Source organism: Bradyrhizobium sp. LA6.1 (assembly GCF_040547805.1).
Taxonomy (GTDB): domain Bacteria; phylum Pseudomonadota; class Alphaproteobacteria; order Rhizobiales; family Xanthobacteraceae; genus Bradyrhizobium; species Bradyrhizobium barranii.
Map to the genome: position 1 here is coordinate 30,001 of NZ_JBEPQK010000029.1, position 17,488 is coordinate 47,488.

General features: G+C 60.2%; 18 protein-coding genes. 10 read left to right on the plus strand and 8 right to left on the minus strand.

The annotated features are described in order from the left end of the window. Position 1 precedes the first annotated feature (1 nt). The gene (locus tag ABIB99_RS41395) at positions 2–3,079 is read left to right on the plus strand and encodes an efflux RND transporter permease subunit (protein ID WP_354181540.1); all 3,078 of its coding nucleotides are present in this window, start codon (positions 2–4) and stop codon (positions 3,077–3,079) included. Continuing rightward, positions 3,076–3,399 carry a DUF3240 family protein gene (locus ABIB99_RS41400; RefSeq protein WP_354181542.1) on the plus strand — a complete coding sequence of 108 codons (324 nt, stop codon included), beginning with the start codon at positions 3,076–3,078 and terminating at the stop codon, positions 3,397–3,399. Before ABIB99_RS41395 ends, ABIB99_RS41400 begins: the two co-directional genes overlap by 4 nt. A gap of 398 nt (positions 3,400–3,797) precedes the next feature. Here ABIB99_RS41400 and ABIB99_RS41405 read toward each other — a convergent pair whose 3' ends face one another. Then, entirely contained in the window at positions 3,798–4,247 is a 450-nt protein-coding gene (locus tag ABIB99_RS41405) for a c-type cytochrome (protein WP_354181544.1), read from the minus strand. A 730-nt stretch (positions 4,248–4,977) separates the two neighbouring features. Here ABIB99_RS41405 and ABIB99_RS41410 point away from each other — a divergent pair. The 3 genes from ABIB99_RS41410 (at position 4,978) to ABIB99_RS41420 (ending at position 7,116) form a co-directional block, all read left to right on the plus strand. Continuing rightward, positions 4,978–5,424, plus strand: coding sequence for a host attachment protein (locus ABIB99_RS41410; protein ID WP_354181546.1), 447 nt, complete (start codon positions 4,978–4,980; stop codon positions 5,422–5,424). A gap of 75 nt (positions 5,425–5,499) precedes the next feature. Beyond that, positions 5,500–5,967 (plus strand): CBS domain-containing protein, encoded by a 468-nt coding sequence (locus tag ABIB99_RS41415; protein WP_354181548.1) that lies wholly within the window; start codon positions 5,500–5,502, stop codon positions 5,965–5,967. A gap of 36 nt (positions 5,968–6,003) precedes the next feature. Beyond that, positions 6,004–7,116, plus strand: coding sequence for an OpgC domain-containing protein (locus ABIB99_RS41420; protein ID WP_354181550.1), 1,113 nt, complete (start codon positions 6,004–6,006; stop codon positions 7,114–7,116). 29 nt (positions 7,117–7,145) lie between these two features. Here the strand turns inward: ABIB99_RS41420 and ABIB99_RS41425 are convergent, their stop codons facing one another. Genes ABIB99_RS41425 through ABIB99_RS41435 form a run of 3 tightly spaced genes read right to left on the minus strand, consistent with a single transcriptional unit; the run spans position 7,146 to position 11,187 of the window. Next, on the minus strand, positions 7,146–8,741 hold the full coding sequence (locus ABIB99_RS41425; RefSeq protein ID WP_354181552.1) for an MBL fold metallo-hydrolase: 1,596 nt from the start codon (positions 8,739–8,741) through the stop codon (positions 7,146–7,148). Next, on the minus strand, positions 8,738–9,658 hold the full coding sequence (locus ABIB99_RS41430; protein ID WP_354181554.1) for a ribose-phosphate diphosphokinase: 921 nt from the start codon (positions 9,656–9,658) through the stop codon (positions 8,738–8,740). Before ABIB99_RS41430 ends, ABIB99_RS41425 begins: the two co-directional genes overlap by 4 nt. After that, positions 9,655–11,187, minus strand: a complete 1,533-nt coding sequence (locus tag ABIB99_RS41435) for a thymidine phosphorylase family protein (protein ID WP_354181638.1) — start codon at positions 11,185–11,187, stop codon at positions 9,655–9,657. The genes ABIB99_RS41430 and ABIB99_RS41435 overlap by 4 nt, the downstream gene beginning before the upstream one ends. A gap of 282 nt (positions 11,188–11,469) precedes the next feature. On the opposite strand from ABIB99_RS41435, the gene ABIB99_RS41440 reads away from it, so the two are divergent. After that, positions 11,470–11,982 (plus strand): DUF6064 family protein, encoded by a 513-nt coding sequence (locus tag ABIB99_RS41440; RefSeq protein ID WP_354181556.1) that lies wholly within the window; start codon positions 11,470–11,472, stop codon positions 11,980–11,982. Positions 11,983–12,181: 199 nt separating this feature from the next. Here ABIB99_RS41440 and ABIB99_RS41445 read toward each other — a convergent pair whose 3' ends face one another. Further along, positions 12,182–13,069 (minus strand): MBL fold metallo-hydrolase, encoded by an 888-nt coding sequence (locus ABIB99_RS41445; RefSeq protein ID WP_354181558.1) that lies wholly within the window; start codon positions 13,067–13,069, stop codon positions 12,182–12,184. A gap of 92 nt (positions 13,070–13,161) precedes the next feature. Between ABIB99_RS41445 and ABIB99_RS41450 the strand changes: the two genes are divergently transcribed. The 3 genes from ABIB99_RS41450 to ABIB99_RS41460 are packed head-to-tail and all read left to right on the plus strand — an operon-like array spanning position 13,162 to position 14,872. Beyond that, complete coding sequence (locus ABIB99_RS41450; RefSeq protein WP_354181560.1) at positions 13,162–13,491, plus strand: ArsR/SmtB family transcription factor; 330 nt, start codon at positions 13,162–13,164, stop codon at positions 13,489–13,491. A gap of 24 nt (positions 13,492–13,515) precedes the next feature. Further along, positions 13,516–14,064, plus strand: coding sequence for a rhodanese family protein (locus ABIB99_RS41455; RefSeq protein WP_354181562.1), 549 nt, complete (start codon positions 13,516–13,518; stop codon positions 14,062–14,064). A gap of 28 nt (positions 14,065–14,092) precedes the next feature. Beyond that, positions 14,093–14,872, plus strand: coding sequence for a sulfite exporter TauE/SafE family protein (locus ABIB99_RS41460; RefSeq protein WP_354181564.1), 780 nt, complete (start codon positions 14,093–14,095; stop codon positions 14,870–14,872). Between the two features lie 114 nt (positions 14,873–14,986). On the opposite strand, the gene ABIB99_RS41465 is transcribed toward ABIB99_RS41460, so the two are convergent. The 3 genes from ABIB99_RS41465 to ABIB99_RS41475 form a co-directional block, all read right to left on the minus strand. Next, entirely contained in the window at positions 14,987–16,036 is a 1,050-nt protein-coding gene (locus ABIB99_RS41465) for an Acg family FMN-binding oxidoreductase (protein WP_354181566.1), read from the minus strand. Positions 16,037–16,148: 112 nt separating this feature from the next. After that, positions 16,149–16,307 carry a hypothetical protein gene (locus tag ABIB99_RS41470; protein ID WP_354181568.1) on the minus strand — a complete coding sequence of 53 codons (159 nt, stop codon included), beginning with the start codon at positions 16,305–16,307 and terminating at the stop codon, positions 16,149–16,151. Positions 16,308–16,327: 20 nt separating this feature from the next. Further along, positions 16,328–16,543 (minus strand): hypothetical protein, encoded by a 216-nt coding sequence (locus ABIB99_RS41475; RefSeq protein ID WP_354181569.1) that lies wholly within the window; start codon positions 16,541–16,543, stop codon positions 16,328–16,330. 290 nt (positions 16,544–16,833) lie between these two features. Between ABIB99_RS41475 and ABIB99_RS41480 the strand changes: the two genes are divergently transcribed. Continuing rightward, a complete protein-coding gene (locus ABIB99_RS41480; protein ID WP_354181571.1) occupies positions 16,834–17,469 on the plus strand; it encodes a trypsin-like peptidase domain-containing protein in 636 nt (211 codons plus the stop codon). Positions 17,470–17,488: the final 19 nt, after the last annotated feature.

The following is a 17,488-nucleotide window of genomic DNA, read 5'->3' on the forward strand; positions in this document are numbered from 1 at the left end:
CATGCTCGAGCGCCTCGTCGCATTTGCGCTTTCCCAGCGGCTGTTCGTTGCTCTTGGTGTGCTCTTATTGATTGGCGCCGGACTGGTCATGTTGCCCAGCCTGCCGATCGACGCCTTTCCGGATGTCTCGCCCGTCCAGGTCAAGGTCATCATGAAGGCGCCGGGTCTCACCCCGGAGGAGGTGGAACAGCGGGTCACGGTGCCGATCGAGCTCGAACTGCTTGGGTTGCCGAACAAGAAGATCCTACGTTCTACCACCAAATACGCCCTCGCCGATGTCACGGTCGATTTTGAGGATGGCACCGACATCTACTGGGCGCGCAACCAAGTGTCCGAACGCTTGGCCAACATCACCCGTGACTTCCCAGAAGGGGTGACCGGTGGACTTGCCCCGATCACCAGCCCGCTCGGCGAAATGTTCATGTTCACCATCGAAAGTGCGGAGCTTTCGCTGGCCGAGCGGCGGAGTCTACTCGATTGGGTGATCCGTCCGGCGCTACGGACGGTGCCAGGAGTGGCCGACGTCAATGCGCTCGGGGGTTATGTCCGGGCTTTCGAGATCGTGCCGCTAAGCGATGCGCTTGCAGCCCGCGGCATTTCCTACGAGATGTTTCGACGCGCGATCGAGACGAACAGCCGCAATGACGGCGCGGGCCGTGTCAATCAGGGCGAAGACAGCGCTCTTGTGCGTATCGAAGGCAGTATTCGGACCATCGATGACATCAGGCAAATCGTCGTCGATACCAAAGATGGGGTTCCGATCCGGGTCAAAGATATTGCCCGCGTCCAGTTAGGGGCGCTGACACGGTACGGCGCTGTCACCGCAGATGGTCATGGCGAAACGGTCGAGGGCCTCGTGCTTGGTCTGCGAGGCGCCAATGCGCGTCAACTCGTGGCCGACGTACAGGCACGCCTCGACGAGATTAAGCAATCACTCCCCCAGAGTGTCAGTATCCAGGTCTTTTACGACCGTGGCCGGCTGGTTGACCGCGCGGTTGGCACCGTTATCCGCGCACTTGGCGAAGCAACCGTCCTTGTCGTCGTCCTTCTCCTGCTATTTCTTGGCAACTGGCGAGCCTCCCTGGTGATCGCCCTAAGCTTGCCGCTCGCGATCGTGATCGCCCTTATTGTCATGCGCATAGTCGGCATGTCGGCAAACTTGATGAGCCTGGGCGGCCTTGCCATCGCCATCGGCATGCTGATCGACGCGCTGGTGGTGGTTGTCGAGAACGTCGTCGGAAATCTGAGTAAGGAACCGCAGGGAAATGCTGCGCCGCTAGTCCATATCATCTACCGCTCTGTCTCCGAGGTGCTCGAGCCGGTCGCCTCGGGCGTGCTGATTATCATGATCGTATTCGTGCCGCTGCTGACGCTGGAGGGGCTTGAAGGGAAGTTATTCATCCCTGTGGCGCTCGCGATTATCTTTGCGCTCGGCGGCTCGCTGCTCTTGGCGCTCACGGTCATTCCCGTAGCAACGTCGTTTCTCCTCAAGACGACGTCGCATCAAGAACCATGGTTAATCCGACTTGCGTCTCGGCTCTATGCTCCTGCTCTTGCTTGGGCGCTGAAAAACGAGCGCAAGGTAGTTATCGCGGCAGTCGCGGCCCTTGTCGCTGCCGGCTATGCCTACACCCAACTCGGCAAGACGTTTATGCCGACGATGGACGAAGGCGATACCATCGTCAGCGTAGAAGCTCTGCCATCGATCAATCTGGATGAAATGATCGCGATCAATGCCAGACTTCAGTCAGCCATCCTCGCGAAAGTCCCTGACGTCAAGAATATCGTGGCTCGGACCGGGTCCGACGAGCTTGGGCTTGACCCAATGGGACCTAACCAGACCGACACATTCCTGGTTCTGAAGCCCGCCGCAGAGCGAAAGACGGTCGACAAATCTGCCCTGATTGAAGAGCTGCGGCAGGTGCTCGGCAACTTTCCGGGACTATCGCTCAGCTTTACACAGCCGATCGACATGCGCGTGCAGGAGATGATCAGCGGCGTGCGCGGCGATGTCGCAGTGAAGATCTTTGGACCTGATATCGCCAAGCTCAATGAGATCGCGAGCAAGCTATCCGCCATTTTGTCCAGCATCGAGGGCGCTGAGGATGTCTACACCACACTCAACGAGGGTGCCCAGTATTACACGGTCGCCGTGAATCGGATGGAGGCAGGACGCCTCGGCCTGACAGTGGACGCCATCTCCAATTCGTTGCGCACTCAGATCGAGGGACGCACGATCGGCACGGTGCTGGAAGAGGGGCGCCGGACCCCCATCCTCGTTCGCGGCAGCGAAACGACGCGCGAGGCCCCGACACTGCTGGCCAGCCTGCCGCTAACACTTGCCTCCGGTCAGCACGTGGCGCTCTCGCAAGTAGCCCGCATTCAGCGGGTCGACGGTCCCGTTGTGGTCAATCGCGAGAATGGGAATAGGATGAGCGTTGTGCGAGCCAATGTGCGTGGCCGCGATATGGTCGGCTTCGTCGAGGCGGCCCGGCAGAAAGTCGCCACGGAATTGCCCTTGCCAGGGGGGTACAGGCTAACCTGGGGCGGTCAGTTCGAAAATCAGCAACGCGCGGCGGCGCGCCTCTCGATCGTGGTGCCAGTGGCGATCGGGCTGATCTTTGTGTTGCTCTTCACGACCTTCGGTTCGATCCGACAAGCGCTATTGGTCCTCGTCAATATCCCGTTCGCCGTGATTGGCGGCGTGTTTGCCCTGGTGCTTACCGGCGAATACCTTTCGGTTCCGGCGTCTGTTGGGTTCATCGCGCTTTTGGGAATTGCGGTGCTGAACGGCGTCGTTCTGGTCTCCTATTTCAACCAACTGCGTGCCCATGGCGTACCGGAGGGTCGCATCGTCGTCGATGGGGCCATGCGCAGGCTCAGACCGGTTCTAATGACGGCGAGTATCACGGCCTTGGGCCTGATCCCGCTCCTGTTTGCGACCGGTCCGGGATCGGAGATCCAGCGCCCGCTCGCTATCGTGGTCATCGGCGGCTTGCTCTCCTCGACAGCCCTGACGCTGATCCTTTTGCCGATCCTTTATCGCCGATTTGGCGGCATCATGAAGGAGACCAAATGAGTGCCGAATTCGTCTGTCTCACGCTGATCGCCGGCCGAGCGCTTCGCGACGAATTGTTCGACTTCCTCAGCGAGCAGCGCGATCTCGTTTCCGGCTTTACGGCCTCGGACGCCGCAGGGCATGGTCCCGACGTCCGATTGCAGACGTCGACCGAGCGGGTCAAAGGGCATGCCGACGAGTTGATGGTGCGGACCGTTCTTGGAGTGCAAGAGGCGGCGCAGTTGCTCGAACGGCTGAAGGCGACCTTCGCCGGATCCAGGATCGTCTACTGGATCATGCCCGTCGCAGAATTTGGCGTGATCGATGCCCCCAATCGATAAGGCTTTTCTGATCTTTGGACGCTACGCTTTAGATCAGCGTGAAAATGTAGATACCGCTGGGGCCGCATGCTCCCATAGGCCATGTATGGCCGTTCTTTCTTGTGACTACGCATGCTTCTTACCTACCCGAGCGGTATTGGTTGGGGGCTCATGCAGCTTAGTATCAAGCCACTCCGCAAAACTCGTTTGACCTGATCGCAATGGCCTCGATGGCTTTTTTGCTGCAATTCCTCCGGATCGGGTGCGCATCGAGGTAACGCTCCCCAGGCCCGCCTGAGAGTGATGCTCGCGACCGCCGCGACGATTTGATCTTCCGCGCGTTACCCGCTTCGGACATCACGGTTGGCAGGCGGCGCAGCAAGCGTCCCAAGACCACTAATGAGCGGCGCTGTCGCTTGCTACTCTTGCTGAATGCGGCTCAGATAATCGATAACAGCGAGGATGCGTTTTCGCACGACGACTTCCGGGCTTTGCTCCGGTCCAGCCATCTTCCAATAATACGGATCAACATAGTGAGGCAAGTTGACGACGGGGTTGAATCGCTCTCCCCAAACTGGCATTTCGCGAGTGCCGTGAGCTGGAATTGTCTTCAATCCCTCTACGGTCTCATAAACAGCGTTCGTGGGAAATACGCCGTTGTTGTTCTTGGCTAACATCGTCAAATCGGGAGGCGGTATCTTAAGTTGGTTGCTAACCGGTCCTTTGCCCCTCGCATCCGCACCATGACAGCTGGCGCACGAAGATTGAAACTCTGACCTACCCATGTCGAGGTCTTCAGCCTGGGCTGCGGCGGCGAAAGCAGCGGTCAGACCGGCCATTACCAAACATTTTCGACCAAAGCTTACCATGTCGCACTCCGATGCTGGTTGGGAAGATGTAAACTATTAGCGGTTTCGCATCCCGACAGTTTGACGAACATCAAGGCTGGCTTTCGGCTTAAGCTCATAAGTGGTTTGAAATGCTGCACGCTGGCGGCAGTAGGCGCTCTCGCATAGCGGAACGGCGCAGGACCCTTGGAATCCTGCGCCCCTTCAAATGGTGCCTCCATGCGTTCTAATTTTACGTTGCCCGATTTGGAGAAGAGGCTGCAAGATGGAGCGCTTGTTCAGATTAGTCGCCATGACTACGAGCGCCTGTTCGGATTGAACGATGCGGCGATCGGTCGGCTGCGAAATTTCTGCCGCGGTCATCAATGCGTCGCGAGTTTTGCGGACACTGCCATACTGTTTCGCAAGCGTGTCGCCCCGGTTGATGAGAAGCTAGAGCCGCGAATATAGGATTGGTGACGAGCAGCGAGCAGATCGTTGCGGCGCTGCATGGTTTGGTCGGCACGTCACTTGTATCGATCGCCGCAGCCCGTCGCCAATCCGGTTAGTGCTTAAACGGAAAAGGTATCATGCAGGCATGACACGTAATGGTTTCCCCCGTTGCAACAGTCGATGCGCGCAGCTCATGCTTGCTCGACGCATCAGCGCGGTATCGACATCTTGTCGGGATGAGAGCGGCCGAAATTGATCGGGATCAAGCAACAGGAGCGGCGAGCGGTCAGAATAGAAGCCGTGCAAGGAGGAGATCCCAATGACCAAGATACCGCATCGCGCCGTGGTGTTCGTCGGCGATGGGCGAAAGGCTCTGTTCTTCCGCAACGAAGGTGACGAAAAGTTTCCGAACTTGAAGATGGAAGCCGCCTTCGAGGATCAGAATCCGGCGACCAATGACCAGGGAAGCGACCGGCCGGGCCGGGTGAGCAAAGCCGCGCATAGCGGGCAGAGAAGCGCCGTGGGGACGAGCGACTGGCATGAGCTCGAGGAGCGTCGCTTTGTGAAGCAGGTGGCGGTTGCCGCGGAACGTTTTGTACGCGGCGAGCCATCGACGGCGCTGATCGTCGTCGCACCGCCGCGCACTCTGGCGGCGCTTCGGTCGGACTTCCATCCTGATGTGAAGCGCCGGCTCGTGGCGGAGCTTGCGAAGGATCTCACTAGGCACCCGGTCGGCGACATCGAAAGGCACTTGCTGGACGAGTAGGCAGGCCGCGTTGGAGCAGCCTGCGTGATTAGCAGCTCCGACTACCGGCGATGCGATTCCGATTGGAGAGAAGCAATGCGGGCGTCAGATATCATGCGGACCTCGTTCGCAACTGTGAGGCCGGAAGCACCGCTGCTGGAGGCCCTCCACCTCCTGCTTGAGACCAATCAACGTGGGCTTCCTGTTCTCGATCATGGAGGGGTTTTGGTCGGCATCATTGCCGAAGGGGACTTCCTCCACCGTCGGGAGTTGGGCGTCGATTATCCCGAGGGGTTTTGGCTCGAATGGCTTCTGGGGAGGCAGGAAGGTGAGGTCGCCCGCGAGCGAACGAGGGGACTGAAGGTCGAAGAAGTCATGAGCCACCGTCCCGTTTGCGTCGATGAGAACGCCACGATCGATGCGGTCGTCAAGGAAATGGATATGCACCAGATCTCGCAGGTTCTGGCGCTTCGCAACGGGCAGGTCGTGGGTATCGTCGGCCGGGTACAGATGCTCACAGCTTTGGAGAGCTGTCTCAGAAATCCTGGACAAGGCACAAGGTAATAGGATCTGCCGAGCGGGGTATTTCGAGCATCTGCGATGGGTCCAGTCGACAAGATACCAGACCGAGACATTCGGCTCGATGCCTGCAGAGGCATTGCACTCTGGTTCGTCTTCATCAACCACATCCCGGGTAATATCTGTAGCTGGCTTACGTTGAGCCATTATGGATTCAGCGACACCACTGAAGTCTTCATGTTTGTCTCGGGGCTGACGTGCACGATGGCATATGGACACGTGTTCAGAAGCGCCGGGACTTGGGCGATGATCTGTCATACGGTTCGGCGGAGCTGGGAGATTTATGCGGCATTCCTGCTGTTGACGCTATTTTTGGTCGTGACCGTTCATTGGATGGATGCCGACCTCGCAGACGAGGCAAATGTGGCGATCGTCCTGCAGAAGCCGGGAGAAGCGCTGCTGCGCGCGGCGATCCTGGAATACCGGCCCGTCAACACGGACGTGCTGCCGACTTTTGTGCTCTTCCATTTGCTGTTTGCGCCGTGCCTCTTGCTGCTGCTCAGATGGCCAAATGCGGCCTTGGCCGTTTCGGCTCTGCTGTACGGATTGGTCCAGATTTTCGGCTGGAACCTTCGGGGATGGCCAGCGAACGACTGGTATTTCAACCCGCTCGCCTGGCAGTTCCTCGTCACGATCGGTGGATGGTGGGCGGTGGTGGGGCATGGGCGGTTGGCGCCATTCGTGATGTCGCGTCCGGCGATCATGCTTTCGGCCGCATACCTGATTTGGTCACTGGCTGTTACAATGAGTTGGATCAATCCGGCTCTTGAGCTCGTAGTTCCTCAATTCCTGAAAGCCTTGGTCTATCCGATAGACAAATCGGATCTTGATCCGCTGCGGCTTCTGCATTTCCTTGCGCTTGCGGTCTGCGTCGCCAACCTCGCGCCGGCGCATTGGAGCGTCACGAGGTCACGCATGCTCTTGGGGGCTGTTCGTTGCGGAGAGAATTCGCTTGAGATCTATTGTGTGGGGGTCTTGTTGTCCCTTGCGGCATATCTCGTTCTGAGAGCCGTATCTGACGGCGTGCTCGCTCAAGTCATCGTCAGCGGCACAGGCATCGCTCTTCTTACCGTCTTTGCCACCTTGCTGACCGGGTTCGCTGGCCTTGCCGCGCCTCGAATAAGGCTACTTTGATCAAGTACATCTTCGACATTTCGGACCGTTCACATCCCTTCAAGCGCTCTGCGCAGTTTCCGGATGATGACGCCGCGTGATCGATCGTCTGCGGCCGCTTCGATCTGGTCATTGATATCGAGAAGCAGTTTGGACATATCGTTATGCCAATCGAGGTTGACGACTGCGTCCGGAGCGAGCCTGCGGCGGCGAGCAGCGTCGATCGGTGTCGGTGCGGCTGTCGATAATTCGTAGACGTCGTCCAGCATTGGCGTAAAGATCTGAGCGCTAGGAACGGTTCGCTCGGCAACCCGGTGCAGAAGGCCTCCGAGCGCGTGCTCTTCCCCATGCACGATGAAGAGGCCACAATGAATGGGACGCCGCGAGGCTATCCAGCGCGCGAGTTCGGGGCCGTCGGCGTGCCCCGAGTATTCGTCGATATACCGAATTCTCGCGGCAACCTTGATCTCCTCGCCCTGGATCCTTACCGCCTTCGCGCCATCGCGCAAGAATCGGCCCAGGGTGCCTTGGGCCTGGAATCCCGTCAGCAGGACCGTGCACTCCCTGCGCCACAACCATCGCTTCAGATGATGGCGGATGCGACCTGCGTCGCACATGCCGCTTGCGGCAATGATGATGTGGAAGCCGGAGAGCCTGGCGATCGATTTGCTTTCGTCAACGGTCTCTGTGAAGCGCAACTGACTGGAACTAAGCAGCCGGTCAAGATCGACGGCCGGATCGAGGCTGACCGCATTGTTCCGGAAGACCTCGGTCGCACGGATCGCCAAGGGTGAATCGAGAAAGATCGGCGCAGTCGGAATCGCGCCGCGGTTCATCAAGTCGGCGAGGTCGACGATCAACTCCTGGGTCCGTTCGACCGCGAAGGCGGGGATCACCAGCGCCCCGCGTGCGCTGGCGGCATCGCGCACTTCCTGGGCCAGATGTGCGCGACGCAGGACGTGCGTTGTCGGCGGGCGGTCGCTATCGCCGTAGGTCGACTCGCAAAACACGTAATCGACATTGGTTGGGCCCTCCGGATCAGGCTCCAGCAGTTTGGCATCTGGGCCGATGTCACCCGACATCAGGACACGCAGCGGCCCTCCGTTTCTGCCTTGCTCGACGAATTCCAGCTCGATCGAAGCCGAGCCGAGCAAATGTCCGGCATTCCAATAGCGAGCGCGGACGCCGGGTATCACCGTGTACCACGCCTGGTATTCGACGGGCCGAAAGGCATCCAGGGTCGCAATCGCAGCGGCTTGCGTGTAGATGGCCGTTACAGCGCCCCGCCCTCGGGCGGCGTTTCGGCGGTTCAGGGCGGCAACCTCCGTTTCCTGGATGTTGCCTGCGTCGGGAAGCATGTAGGAGCAGAGGTCGATGGTGCCGCGCGTCGCCAGGATCGGGCCTGAAAAGCCTTCGCGCTGGAGCTTCGGCAGGAGGCCGCTGTGGTCGATGTGAGCATGCGTCAGCAAAACGGCATCGACATCCGCCGGGCGGAACGGGAATGCACCGTAGTTCAGCGCTTTCAGCGTCTTTTGTCCCTGGAACAGGCCGCAGTCCACCAGGAATCGTCCTGTGGGCGTTTCGAAGAGGTAGCAGGAGCCGGTAACGGTGCGGGCCGCGCCGCAGAATTGGACGGTAATGCTCAAGGGGGGCTCCCACTTTCCGGTGTGCCAATCACCTCTCGCCGCAATGCGGGAGCGAGAAGATCGTCGAGGCGGATGGCGTTGGTTGGATGTGGCACGCTGTTGGTGGATCGGACCGAGCGAATGCCGGCGCGACCGAACGCGGTCATAAGCTCCGGCGGAAATAGTGCGTGGAGGATGATGGCCTCGATAGAAGAGGCTCCTGACGCGGCAAGAGCTTCCGCGCAGGCGGTAAGCGTCCCACCGGACGACACGATGTCGTCGATGAAAAGCACCGGACGGCCAGCGAACAGCGTCGCGTCCGGGAATGCGATCTGCACCGATTGATCGCTCTGGCGTACTTTTCGCGCCACGCTGCAGGCAAGCCCGAGACGGCCAGCAATGCCGGCCACCCAAGATCGCGATTCTTCATCGGGACCGACCACGACGGTCGTGGGCGCGACTGTCTCGGCACGGAGCTTGGCCTCGATCGCAGGAGCGGTCGACAGATTGTCCGCATCTATTCCAGGGAAAACGCCGGCGAGGCTGGGCGTGCGATGGAGATGTGCATCAACAGTTATAACGCGATCGAAGGTACTCGCGAGAAGAGCACCGACTGCGCGCTGGCTTATCGCCTCACCCGGCTGGAACGCCGCATCCTGGCGCATATATCCGAGATAGGGCGCAACGAGCACCAGTCGCCTCGCGCCGTTGCGCCGTAAAGCTTCCGCCGCGAACAGCAGCGCAATCAGCTTGTCATTGGGGTGATCGAGCGAGCAACAGACTATTGTGGTGGTTGCCGCCGGGCCTACAGTTGCCCGCAGCTCTCCATCCGGAAATCGGTGCAAGTTGATCGCATGGCCTGGGATACTGAGGGTCTCGGCAAGCTGAGGCCCAAAATGAGCTGAAGTGGGCAACCATTGAACTGCAGTTGGGATCATGGTGCGGTCCCGGCTTGCGCTTCGATCCGGTAAGCAGAGTCCAGCTTGGCCATGCCGACAGCAAGGTCAAATCCCGAGGGCTCGAAGGCGTGAATGCGGTAGAGCGGCTCTCCTTGCTCGACCCGATTGCCAATCTTCTTGAACAACTTGATGCCTGCGCCTTTGTCGAGCGGCGCGCCGGCCGTCCGCGCCAGCCGGTTGAGATGCAAGCAATCGATCGCTGCGACGACACCATCTCGTTCGGCGCGAACATCGATGGTGAGGCTGCCGATCTTGGTCGCGGAAGGCGCGGGGCCCTGGGCCTCAATGATCTTCACCATCTGTCGAAGCGCAGCCCCGCTCTCCAGGAGCTCGCTTGCGCGCGCATAGCCTGTGCCTCCGCGTAAATCAGGGTCATGTTCCAAAAGGTGCGCGGCAAGGCGTAGCGACTTCTCACGAAGATCGCGCGGGGCTTGGGGCTCATTAGAGAGGACTGCCATCACGTCCTGTGCCTCAAGTGCCGGGCCGATACCGCCGCCGATTGGCTGCCGTCCATCGGTGGTCACGACCTCCACCTCGAGGCCAAACCGATCGCCGACGAACTGAAACAGTTTGCGAAGTCGCATAGCCTGCGACGCTGTCGTAAGCTTGGCGTTGGGACCGACGGGAAGGTCGATCAGAAGATGGGTCGATCCGGCGGCCAGCTTCTTCGACATGATGGAGGCAACCATCTGCTCGTACGTATCGAGTGCGAGCGGTCGCTCGACGCTGATCAGGATGTCGTCTGCCGGAGACAGATTGACGTGCCCGCCCCATGCAAGGCAGCCGTTGCACGACGCGACGACCTCTTTCATGGCTTCGACGCTGAGGTCGACCCGGGCCAGCACCTCCATGGTATCGGCCGTTCCGGCTGGCGACGTGATCGCGCGTGACGACGTCTTCGGGATTGTCAGCCCATGCGCGGCTACAATCGGTACCACGATCATCGACGTGCGATTGCCGGGAATGCCACCAATGCAATGCTTGTCGACGACCGTCTTCGTATTCCATCTGAGCTGCGTCCCGGCTCCCGCCATGGCCTCCGTCAGCGCGATCAGCTCTCCGGATGTCATGAAATTTGCAGAGCTGACGAGGAATGCAGCGATTTCCATGTCCGAATAACGATAGTGCACGAGATCGTCGATAATTGCGCCGATCTCGGGAGCCTCGAGTGTCTTGCCCTGAATCTTGGCGCGAACCGCGTCCAGGCTCGGCGGGGAGGGAGCAGGGGTGACTGCCACGTAGGTGCCTGCCGGCTGTCCAAAGCGCCGAAACGCCGGCTCCGCCATACCAAGCTGGTCGGGCCCGACCAGGCCGTCATCATCGGTGAGAAGCACCGTCGCCAGTTGTGTCTGCGAGCCGCTGCGCAGCTCGACCCTGGAAAAGCCGCGAAACAGGTCCGGCCGCAGCGCCGTTGAACGACGGGAGATCACAACGACGTTCTCCCGGCCGGTGTCGAGATTGACACGACAGGATTTGAGCTGGGCGCGGCCGGGCGGAATCGCGTTCATCAAGGAAGACTTTTTTGTCGCGGTGAAGCGAGGATAAGGCTCGCCGAGGAGACCGATTTGCGACAGATCAACCCGCCGCCTGTCCTCCATACGGCGCTGTCGCGGGCTCTGACGATGCGGCTGCCTCCTCCGACTTGATCCGCGTCAAATGAAAAGCACGGGAAGCAGCTAACATAGATCGCAAGCGGAGCAGCGATTATGTTGCCGTTTTCTGCCGACTAATTCTTTGGGGTCTTCGCAAGCTATAATAGAGCAATCTGGCCGGCGCAGATTGTTGCCGTCATGATAGGAGGCCTGGCGTTCGCACTAGTATTCGGCAGGAGAAAGCGGTCTGATGAGATCATCGCGGGTGTTCTTGCTGCGATGCGGGCGTGGACGGGGCTGATCTATCACCTGATGTTTTTCGCTCCTATCAACAAAATGGCCTATGCCTTCGCTGCCCTGTTCGCAATTCAGGTGGAGGCGTTTGGATATGTTGGTGTCATACAGCGTCGGATGACTTTCGGCAGGAGCAATTGTCCAGAAGCATGGATCGGCATTGCATTGGTTCTCTATGCTGCTGTCATTTACCCGCTTCTTGGAGTCGCGGCCGGCCACGAGCCTGCGGAACTGCCTGCATTCGGTGTGACGCCATGCCCCGTTACGATCTTCACGTTGGGCATCCTGCTGCTTACAATCCGGCCGTTTCCCCGCCCGCTGCTGATTATTCCTATCCTCTGGTCGCTCATCGGCGGCAGCGCGGCAATCCTGCTCGGAGTGCCGCAAGACTGGCTGTTGCTCGCGAGTGGATCGTGACAGTCGCTTTGCTCGCTGGCCGCGACCAGAGGCTGGTGTCAGCCTCGTCACGGTGAGCGCAAGTATTTTGCAATCTTGCTTCACGGCCCGTCTCCTTGGATCGCGAAGACGATATCCTTCTTTCTTGGGCGCCCGCCGAAAACTAGAGCGAGCGAAAGCTCATCGCAATGATGAGAGTCGCAGACGGAGAGGCTTGCGCTTAAACGCACCGTTCCGCTCCTCCCTTCAGCGTCACGGGAATGCTGAGATAGCGGACGCCGTTGGCTTCGGCTGGCGGAAATTTGCCGGCGCGAATGTTGACCTGGATTGAGGGCAGCAGCAATCTCGGCGCCGAGAGCTTGGCATCGCGTGCCTGGCGAATGGCCACAAACTCATCCTCGGTGACGCCTTCCTTGACTTGAACGTTCTTCTCGCGTTCTTCGCGCACCGTTGTCTCCCAAGCGTAGGTGTCGCGGCCCGGAGCCTTGTAGTCATGACACATGAACAGCCGCGTCTCGGGCGGCAGCGCCAGGATCCGCTTGATTGACCGGTAGAGCTTGTGCGCGTTGCCGCCGGGGAAATCGGCGCGAGCCGTGCCGTAGTCCGGCATGAACAGGGTGTCGCCGACGAACACGGCATCCGCGATCTTGTAAGAGACGTCGGCAGGCGTGTGCCCCGGCGTGTAGATCACCTCCACGTCGAGTTCGCCGATCTTGAAGCGCTCGCCGTCCCGGAAGAGACGGTCGAAGTCGCTGCCGTCGGTCTTCAGGTCCGTGGCGTTGAATATGGGTCGAAAAATGCGCTGCACGTCCTTGATGTGCTCGCCGATGCCGATTTTGGTGCCGGTCTTCGCCTTGATGAAAGGGGCGCCCGAGAGGTGGTCGGCATGGGCATGCGTCTCGAGGACCCATTCGATCGTGTAGCCCGCCTCTTCGGCGGTCTTCAGCATGGACGCAACCGATCCCGTGTCCACCTCGCCCGAGTTGTGGTCGTAGTCAAATACGGGATCGATGATAGCGGCCTTCTTGGTCGCCGGATCGGCGACCAGATAGCTCACCGTGTTGGTCGGCTCGTCGAAAAACGCTCGGATGATGGCTTGTCCTGACATGGCTCGAACCTCCTGAAGTCACCGGCTCTTTGAACTTGACATATATATTAGTAAGAACTAAATAAGCAAGATCTAATATATGGAGTTGGCCGATGGCCTCCCCAGCATTCGATCTGGAGACTTTCGAAAAGCAAGCGGTTGAAGTCGCCGGCATTCTGCGCGCGCTCGCCAACGAGCGTCGGCTGATGATCCTGTGCCAACTCGTCGAATGCGGCGAGAGCAACGTGAATGCGCTCGCGGAAGCCGTGGGTGTGTCGCAATCGGCACTGTCGCAGCATCTCGCAAGGATGCGCGAGGAGGGCCTCGTCACCTTTCGGCGCGAAAGCCAGACACTCTGGTACCGCATCGCCGATCCGCGCATCGAGCAACTCTTTGCCACGCTGCACAGGCTGTTTTGCAAGCCCACCAAGGCGAAGAACTAACTTGGGAAAGTAGAGGAGCTAATCATGTCACTACCCGCAATCAAGCCAGCCGACGCGCGCCGCCTTCTCGACAGCGGCGCCCTCCTGATCGACATCCGCGAAGTCGATGAGCACGCCCGCGAGAAGATCCCAGGCGCGCGGCATCTCCCCCTGTCGAAGCTCGACGAGATCGACCTCGCCGTGCATCAGGGCAAGCCGGTCATCTTCCACTGTAAAAGCGGCGCTCGCACTCAGGCCAACGCGCCGCGGCTCGCCCGGAAGCTCGGCGACGCCTGTGAAGCCTTCATCGTCGAAGGCGGGCTCGACGCCTGGCGCAAGGCTGGCCTGCCGGTCGTGACCGACCGGCGCCAGCCGCTGGAGCTTCAGCGCCAGGTGCAGATCGGCGCCGGCAGTCTTGCTGTCACGGGTACGCTCCTCGGCCTCTTCGTGTCGCCGTGGTTCTTCGCGGTGCCGGCCTTCGTCGGCGCCGGGCTGATCACAGCCGGTGTCACCGGCTTTTGCGGCATGGCCCGTATTCTCATGCGCGCGCCCTGGAACCGTAGCGTGTACGGCTCGCCCGCGCGAGCCGCGTGACGGGGCTTGAAATCAGGAGTCGTCCACTATGCTGGCGCTGACCCAAGGTGCGCTCGGTCTCGCCTCCGGCTCGTTGGTCGGATTTTCGCTGGGGTTGGTCGGAGGTGGCGGCTCGATTTTGGCCGTGCCGCTCCTCGTCTATCTAGTCGGGGTGTCGGATCCGCACGTGGCGATCGGCACCAGCGCGATCGCCGTCGCGGCGAACGCTGCCGCGAACCTCGTCAACCACGCCCGTGCCGGCAACGTGAAGTGGCGTTGCGCTTCCGTATTCGCACTCGCAGGGGTGGCCGGCGCCTTCCTCGGCTCCACCCTCGGCAAGATCGTCGATGGCCAGAAGCTGCTGGCATTGTTCGCGATCGTTATGATGGTGGTGGGCGCATTGATGCTGAAGGGCCGCTCCGGCGAGGGCGAGCCATCCGTCCGGCTCAACCGGGGAAATCTGCCGAAACTTCTCGCCTTGGGGCTCGCTACGGGAGCTTTGTCTGGCTTCTTCGGGATCGGCGGCGGTTTCCTGATCGTGCCGGCGCTCATCGCCGCCACCGGCATGCCGATCCTCTATGCGGTCGGCTCCTCTCTTGTGGCGGTGTCCGCCTTCGGGATGACGACGGCCGCCAACTACGCCCTGTCTGGTTTGGTGGATTGGTATCTCGCTGCGCTGTTTATCTCCGGCGGAGTTGTTGGCGGGATGCTCGGCGCCGGCTCGGCAAGCTCGCTCGCCGCGCGCAAAGGTGCATTGAACACCGTATTCGCGGCCCTGATATTCGCGGTGGCGATCTATATGCTGGTCCGCAATCTCGGTTTCACGTGATTGGAGACTTCGAAACAAGCGGTCGAAGGTCACCTTGAGGACGACTATGGCGCAGGTGTTTTTTACGCGCCGCCCACGAGCTAGTATAAACCCCAGTAAAGTTTCGCTCGGGCTTCAGGAGGCATCAATCACAGCGGTCACCGGCCGACGTAGTGAGGGTGGCAGTGATTCGCCGCGGCCAAATCGCACAATCAGATCCGGGCGCCGGACGCCAAGCCCCAGATAATCTGCAATCTGCGGACGCAGAGGAGAGACTTCGACCGGCTGATTGAGAAGAGCATTCCGAATTCCGAGCATCGTCGCTTGCAGCGCGAAGCGCTGGTAGGCGCGTCCGGCTGCAACCCAGCCTGCCTTGTCGTTACGCGGACTGATGAAGACGGCAATGCCCGCTGACGAGCGAACATGCTCGGCATACTTGTCATTCTCTCCCTTCTCGGTGAGAGCGAATTTAAGGAGGCGACGCGCAAGCCAAGCCGGCAGCGCCGGATTGCCGGAACTCCGGGCGGCAAGCCCGTCCAATCGCTCGATCGCCATGGAATCATTGAAGCGGATCCAGGAGATGAGCTCTGCCATGAACGCGGGATCGCGCATCTGGATCGTGTTACCCTGAATGATGTACTCGAGAATTGCATCCATTCGCGATCGCTCGGTCACAATGAAACACTCGACGCCACCTAGCGCGCCGGCAGTCTCGAGCGTGCGCAGGTCCTCCGAGCTCACGGCACGGCCATCATACTTGGCGCGCGTGCATTGGCGCTGCACGATCGCATCTGCGAGCGCGTGGCGCGACGGTGCAGTGCGGTCGAGAGCGATTGAGACCGAGCCCAGATTGGCGGCATCGACTGCAACATTGGCATTCAAACCGAGCATCCGGGCAGCCTGCACGACGTTCTCAGCTGCGCAACCAAGTGAAGCAAAAAGATGATGATCGTCGGGATCGACCACGGGGCAACGACGGACGAGGTCCGGGCGGATGGTGATTACGTTGTCGGAGAGGACGAACCGCCAAGGCTGCGTGTTGTGGCTGTTCGCAGCCAGCGTCGCTGCACGCACGAGCTCGCGAACTCCGCGCGCGGGGTCGAGCGGACGCCACACAAGGTGCACCGCCTCCTCGTAGGTCGACGGCTGAGAGGCGCGGGCCATTGGCATGCGAGCTGCGTACATGGCAACCGTTCCGAAAAGCAGAGATCTACGATTCATTCATACCTCGCAGACAGCCAGCTCCGCGGCGGCGGGCTTTGCGTTTCGGCGCGCCGCGCCTTTTCGAGCGCACGCGCTAGTCTTCCGGTGGTCGACTGAAAAACTCGCGGGTTTCCGCTCGACGAGCGCGGGCGGAGCGCTTGGCAAGCCGTCCAATCGACGAATAGAAGAGCGTGATTTCGAGCACGCCATACAGCGCCAATATCATCAGCGCCTTCATTGCTTCGCTAGTCATCTCACGATCCTCCAGGCGATCTAAATCGGATGCCTGTCACGTTGTACGATCTCTGTAAGAGCTTGGTTTGACCGGGCTTCGTAGACAGTCTGGGCCGTCGCCTTCTGCGCGTCTATTTCCGGATGGGTCAGGCGGGCGGTCAGTGTGATCGCCACGATGGCGATGCCGGTGAGCAGCACAGAGATGACCACCTTCAGGTGCGTTGCCCTGTCAGCCGAGTAAATCGAGTGGTTCATTGCAGGCCCCTTTGTAAACGAGCCAGATGCGTGCTGGTGAAATCGTTCTAGAGCATCGGCCGAACAGCCGAAATGCGGGGGCTTCACCTAAGGAAGTATCCGTAGGGCAAGAAGAGAGATCGCGTGGCTTGCGGTCATCCAGCATTCACCGGGAGAGCGAGGATGGCGATATATTTGAGAATCCTCAAATAGCACCCGATCCAGAGCATTAAGCTCTTTAGCCAATGTAGCTCTGACCGCCGGACGGGTGTCCTATGCCACGCAGCATCTCCTGCCGATGTCTAAGATGGATGGGCGTCTCGGCCTGGAGTCTGGCGCTCGTCCTCGGGTCCGGTGCCTGTTGGGGCAACGAGCTTTATAGAGAACAAGCCGAGACTTACCCGACGACGAGCCTTGCTCTCCTGGTGAAGCGCGTCTCGCCGGCTGTGGTGCGGATACGAGGCTGGGGCGTGCCGTCAGAGCCGCGAATATTCGACCCGGAAGCTGGCTTCCCAGATCCTCCCACGCCTCGAGAGTGGCAAGGAGCGGGCGTCATCGTGGATGCCATGGCAGGCCTGATCGTGACCGCAAATCACCTGATTGCAAACGCAACGACTGTAGAGGCGTTGGTCCAGGATGGACGAGTACTGGACGCCGTCGTGCTTGTCCGATCCGATCGAGACGACGTTGCGCTCCTCCGGATCGACGCCGTCAACCTTCATGCGCTGGATCTGGAGAAGCCCGGCGCGCTTGACGTGGGAGAGCCAGTTCTGGCCATCGATGATCCCCACGATTGGGGACAGAGCGTGACCTTCGGAATCGTTTCGGCGCTGCATCGTGCCTGTCCGGGCATCGCCAATCGCAATCTGATCCAATCGGACGTACTTGTGGGTCAGGGAAGCTCGGGAGGTGCGCTCGTGATCTACATGGCAAGCTCATCGGCGTGATCGTTGCGCGAAGAGACGG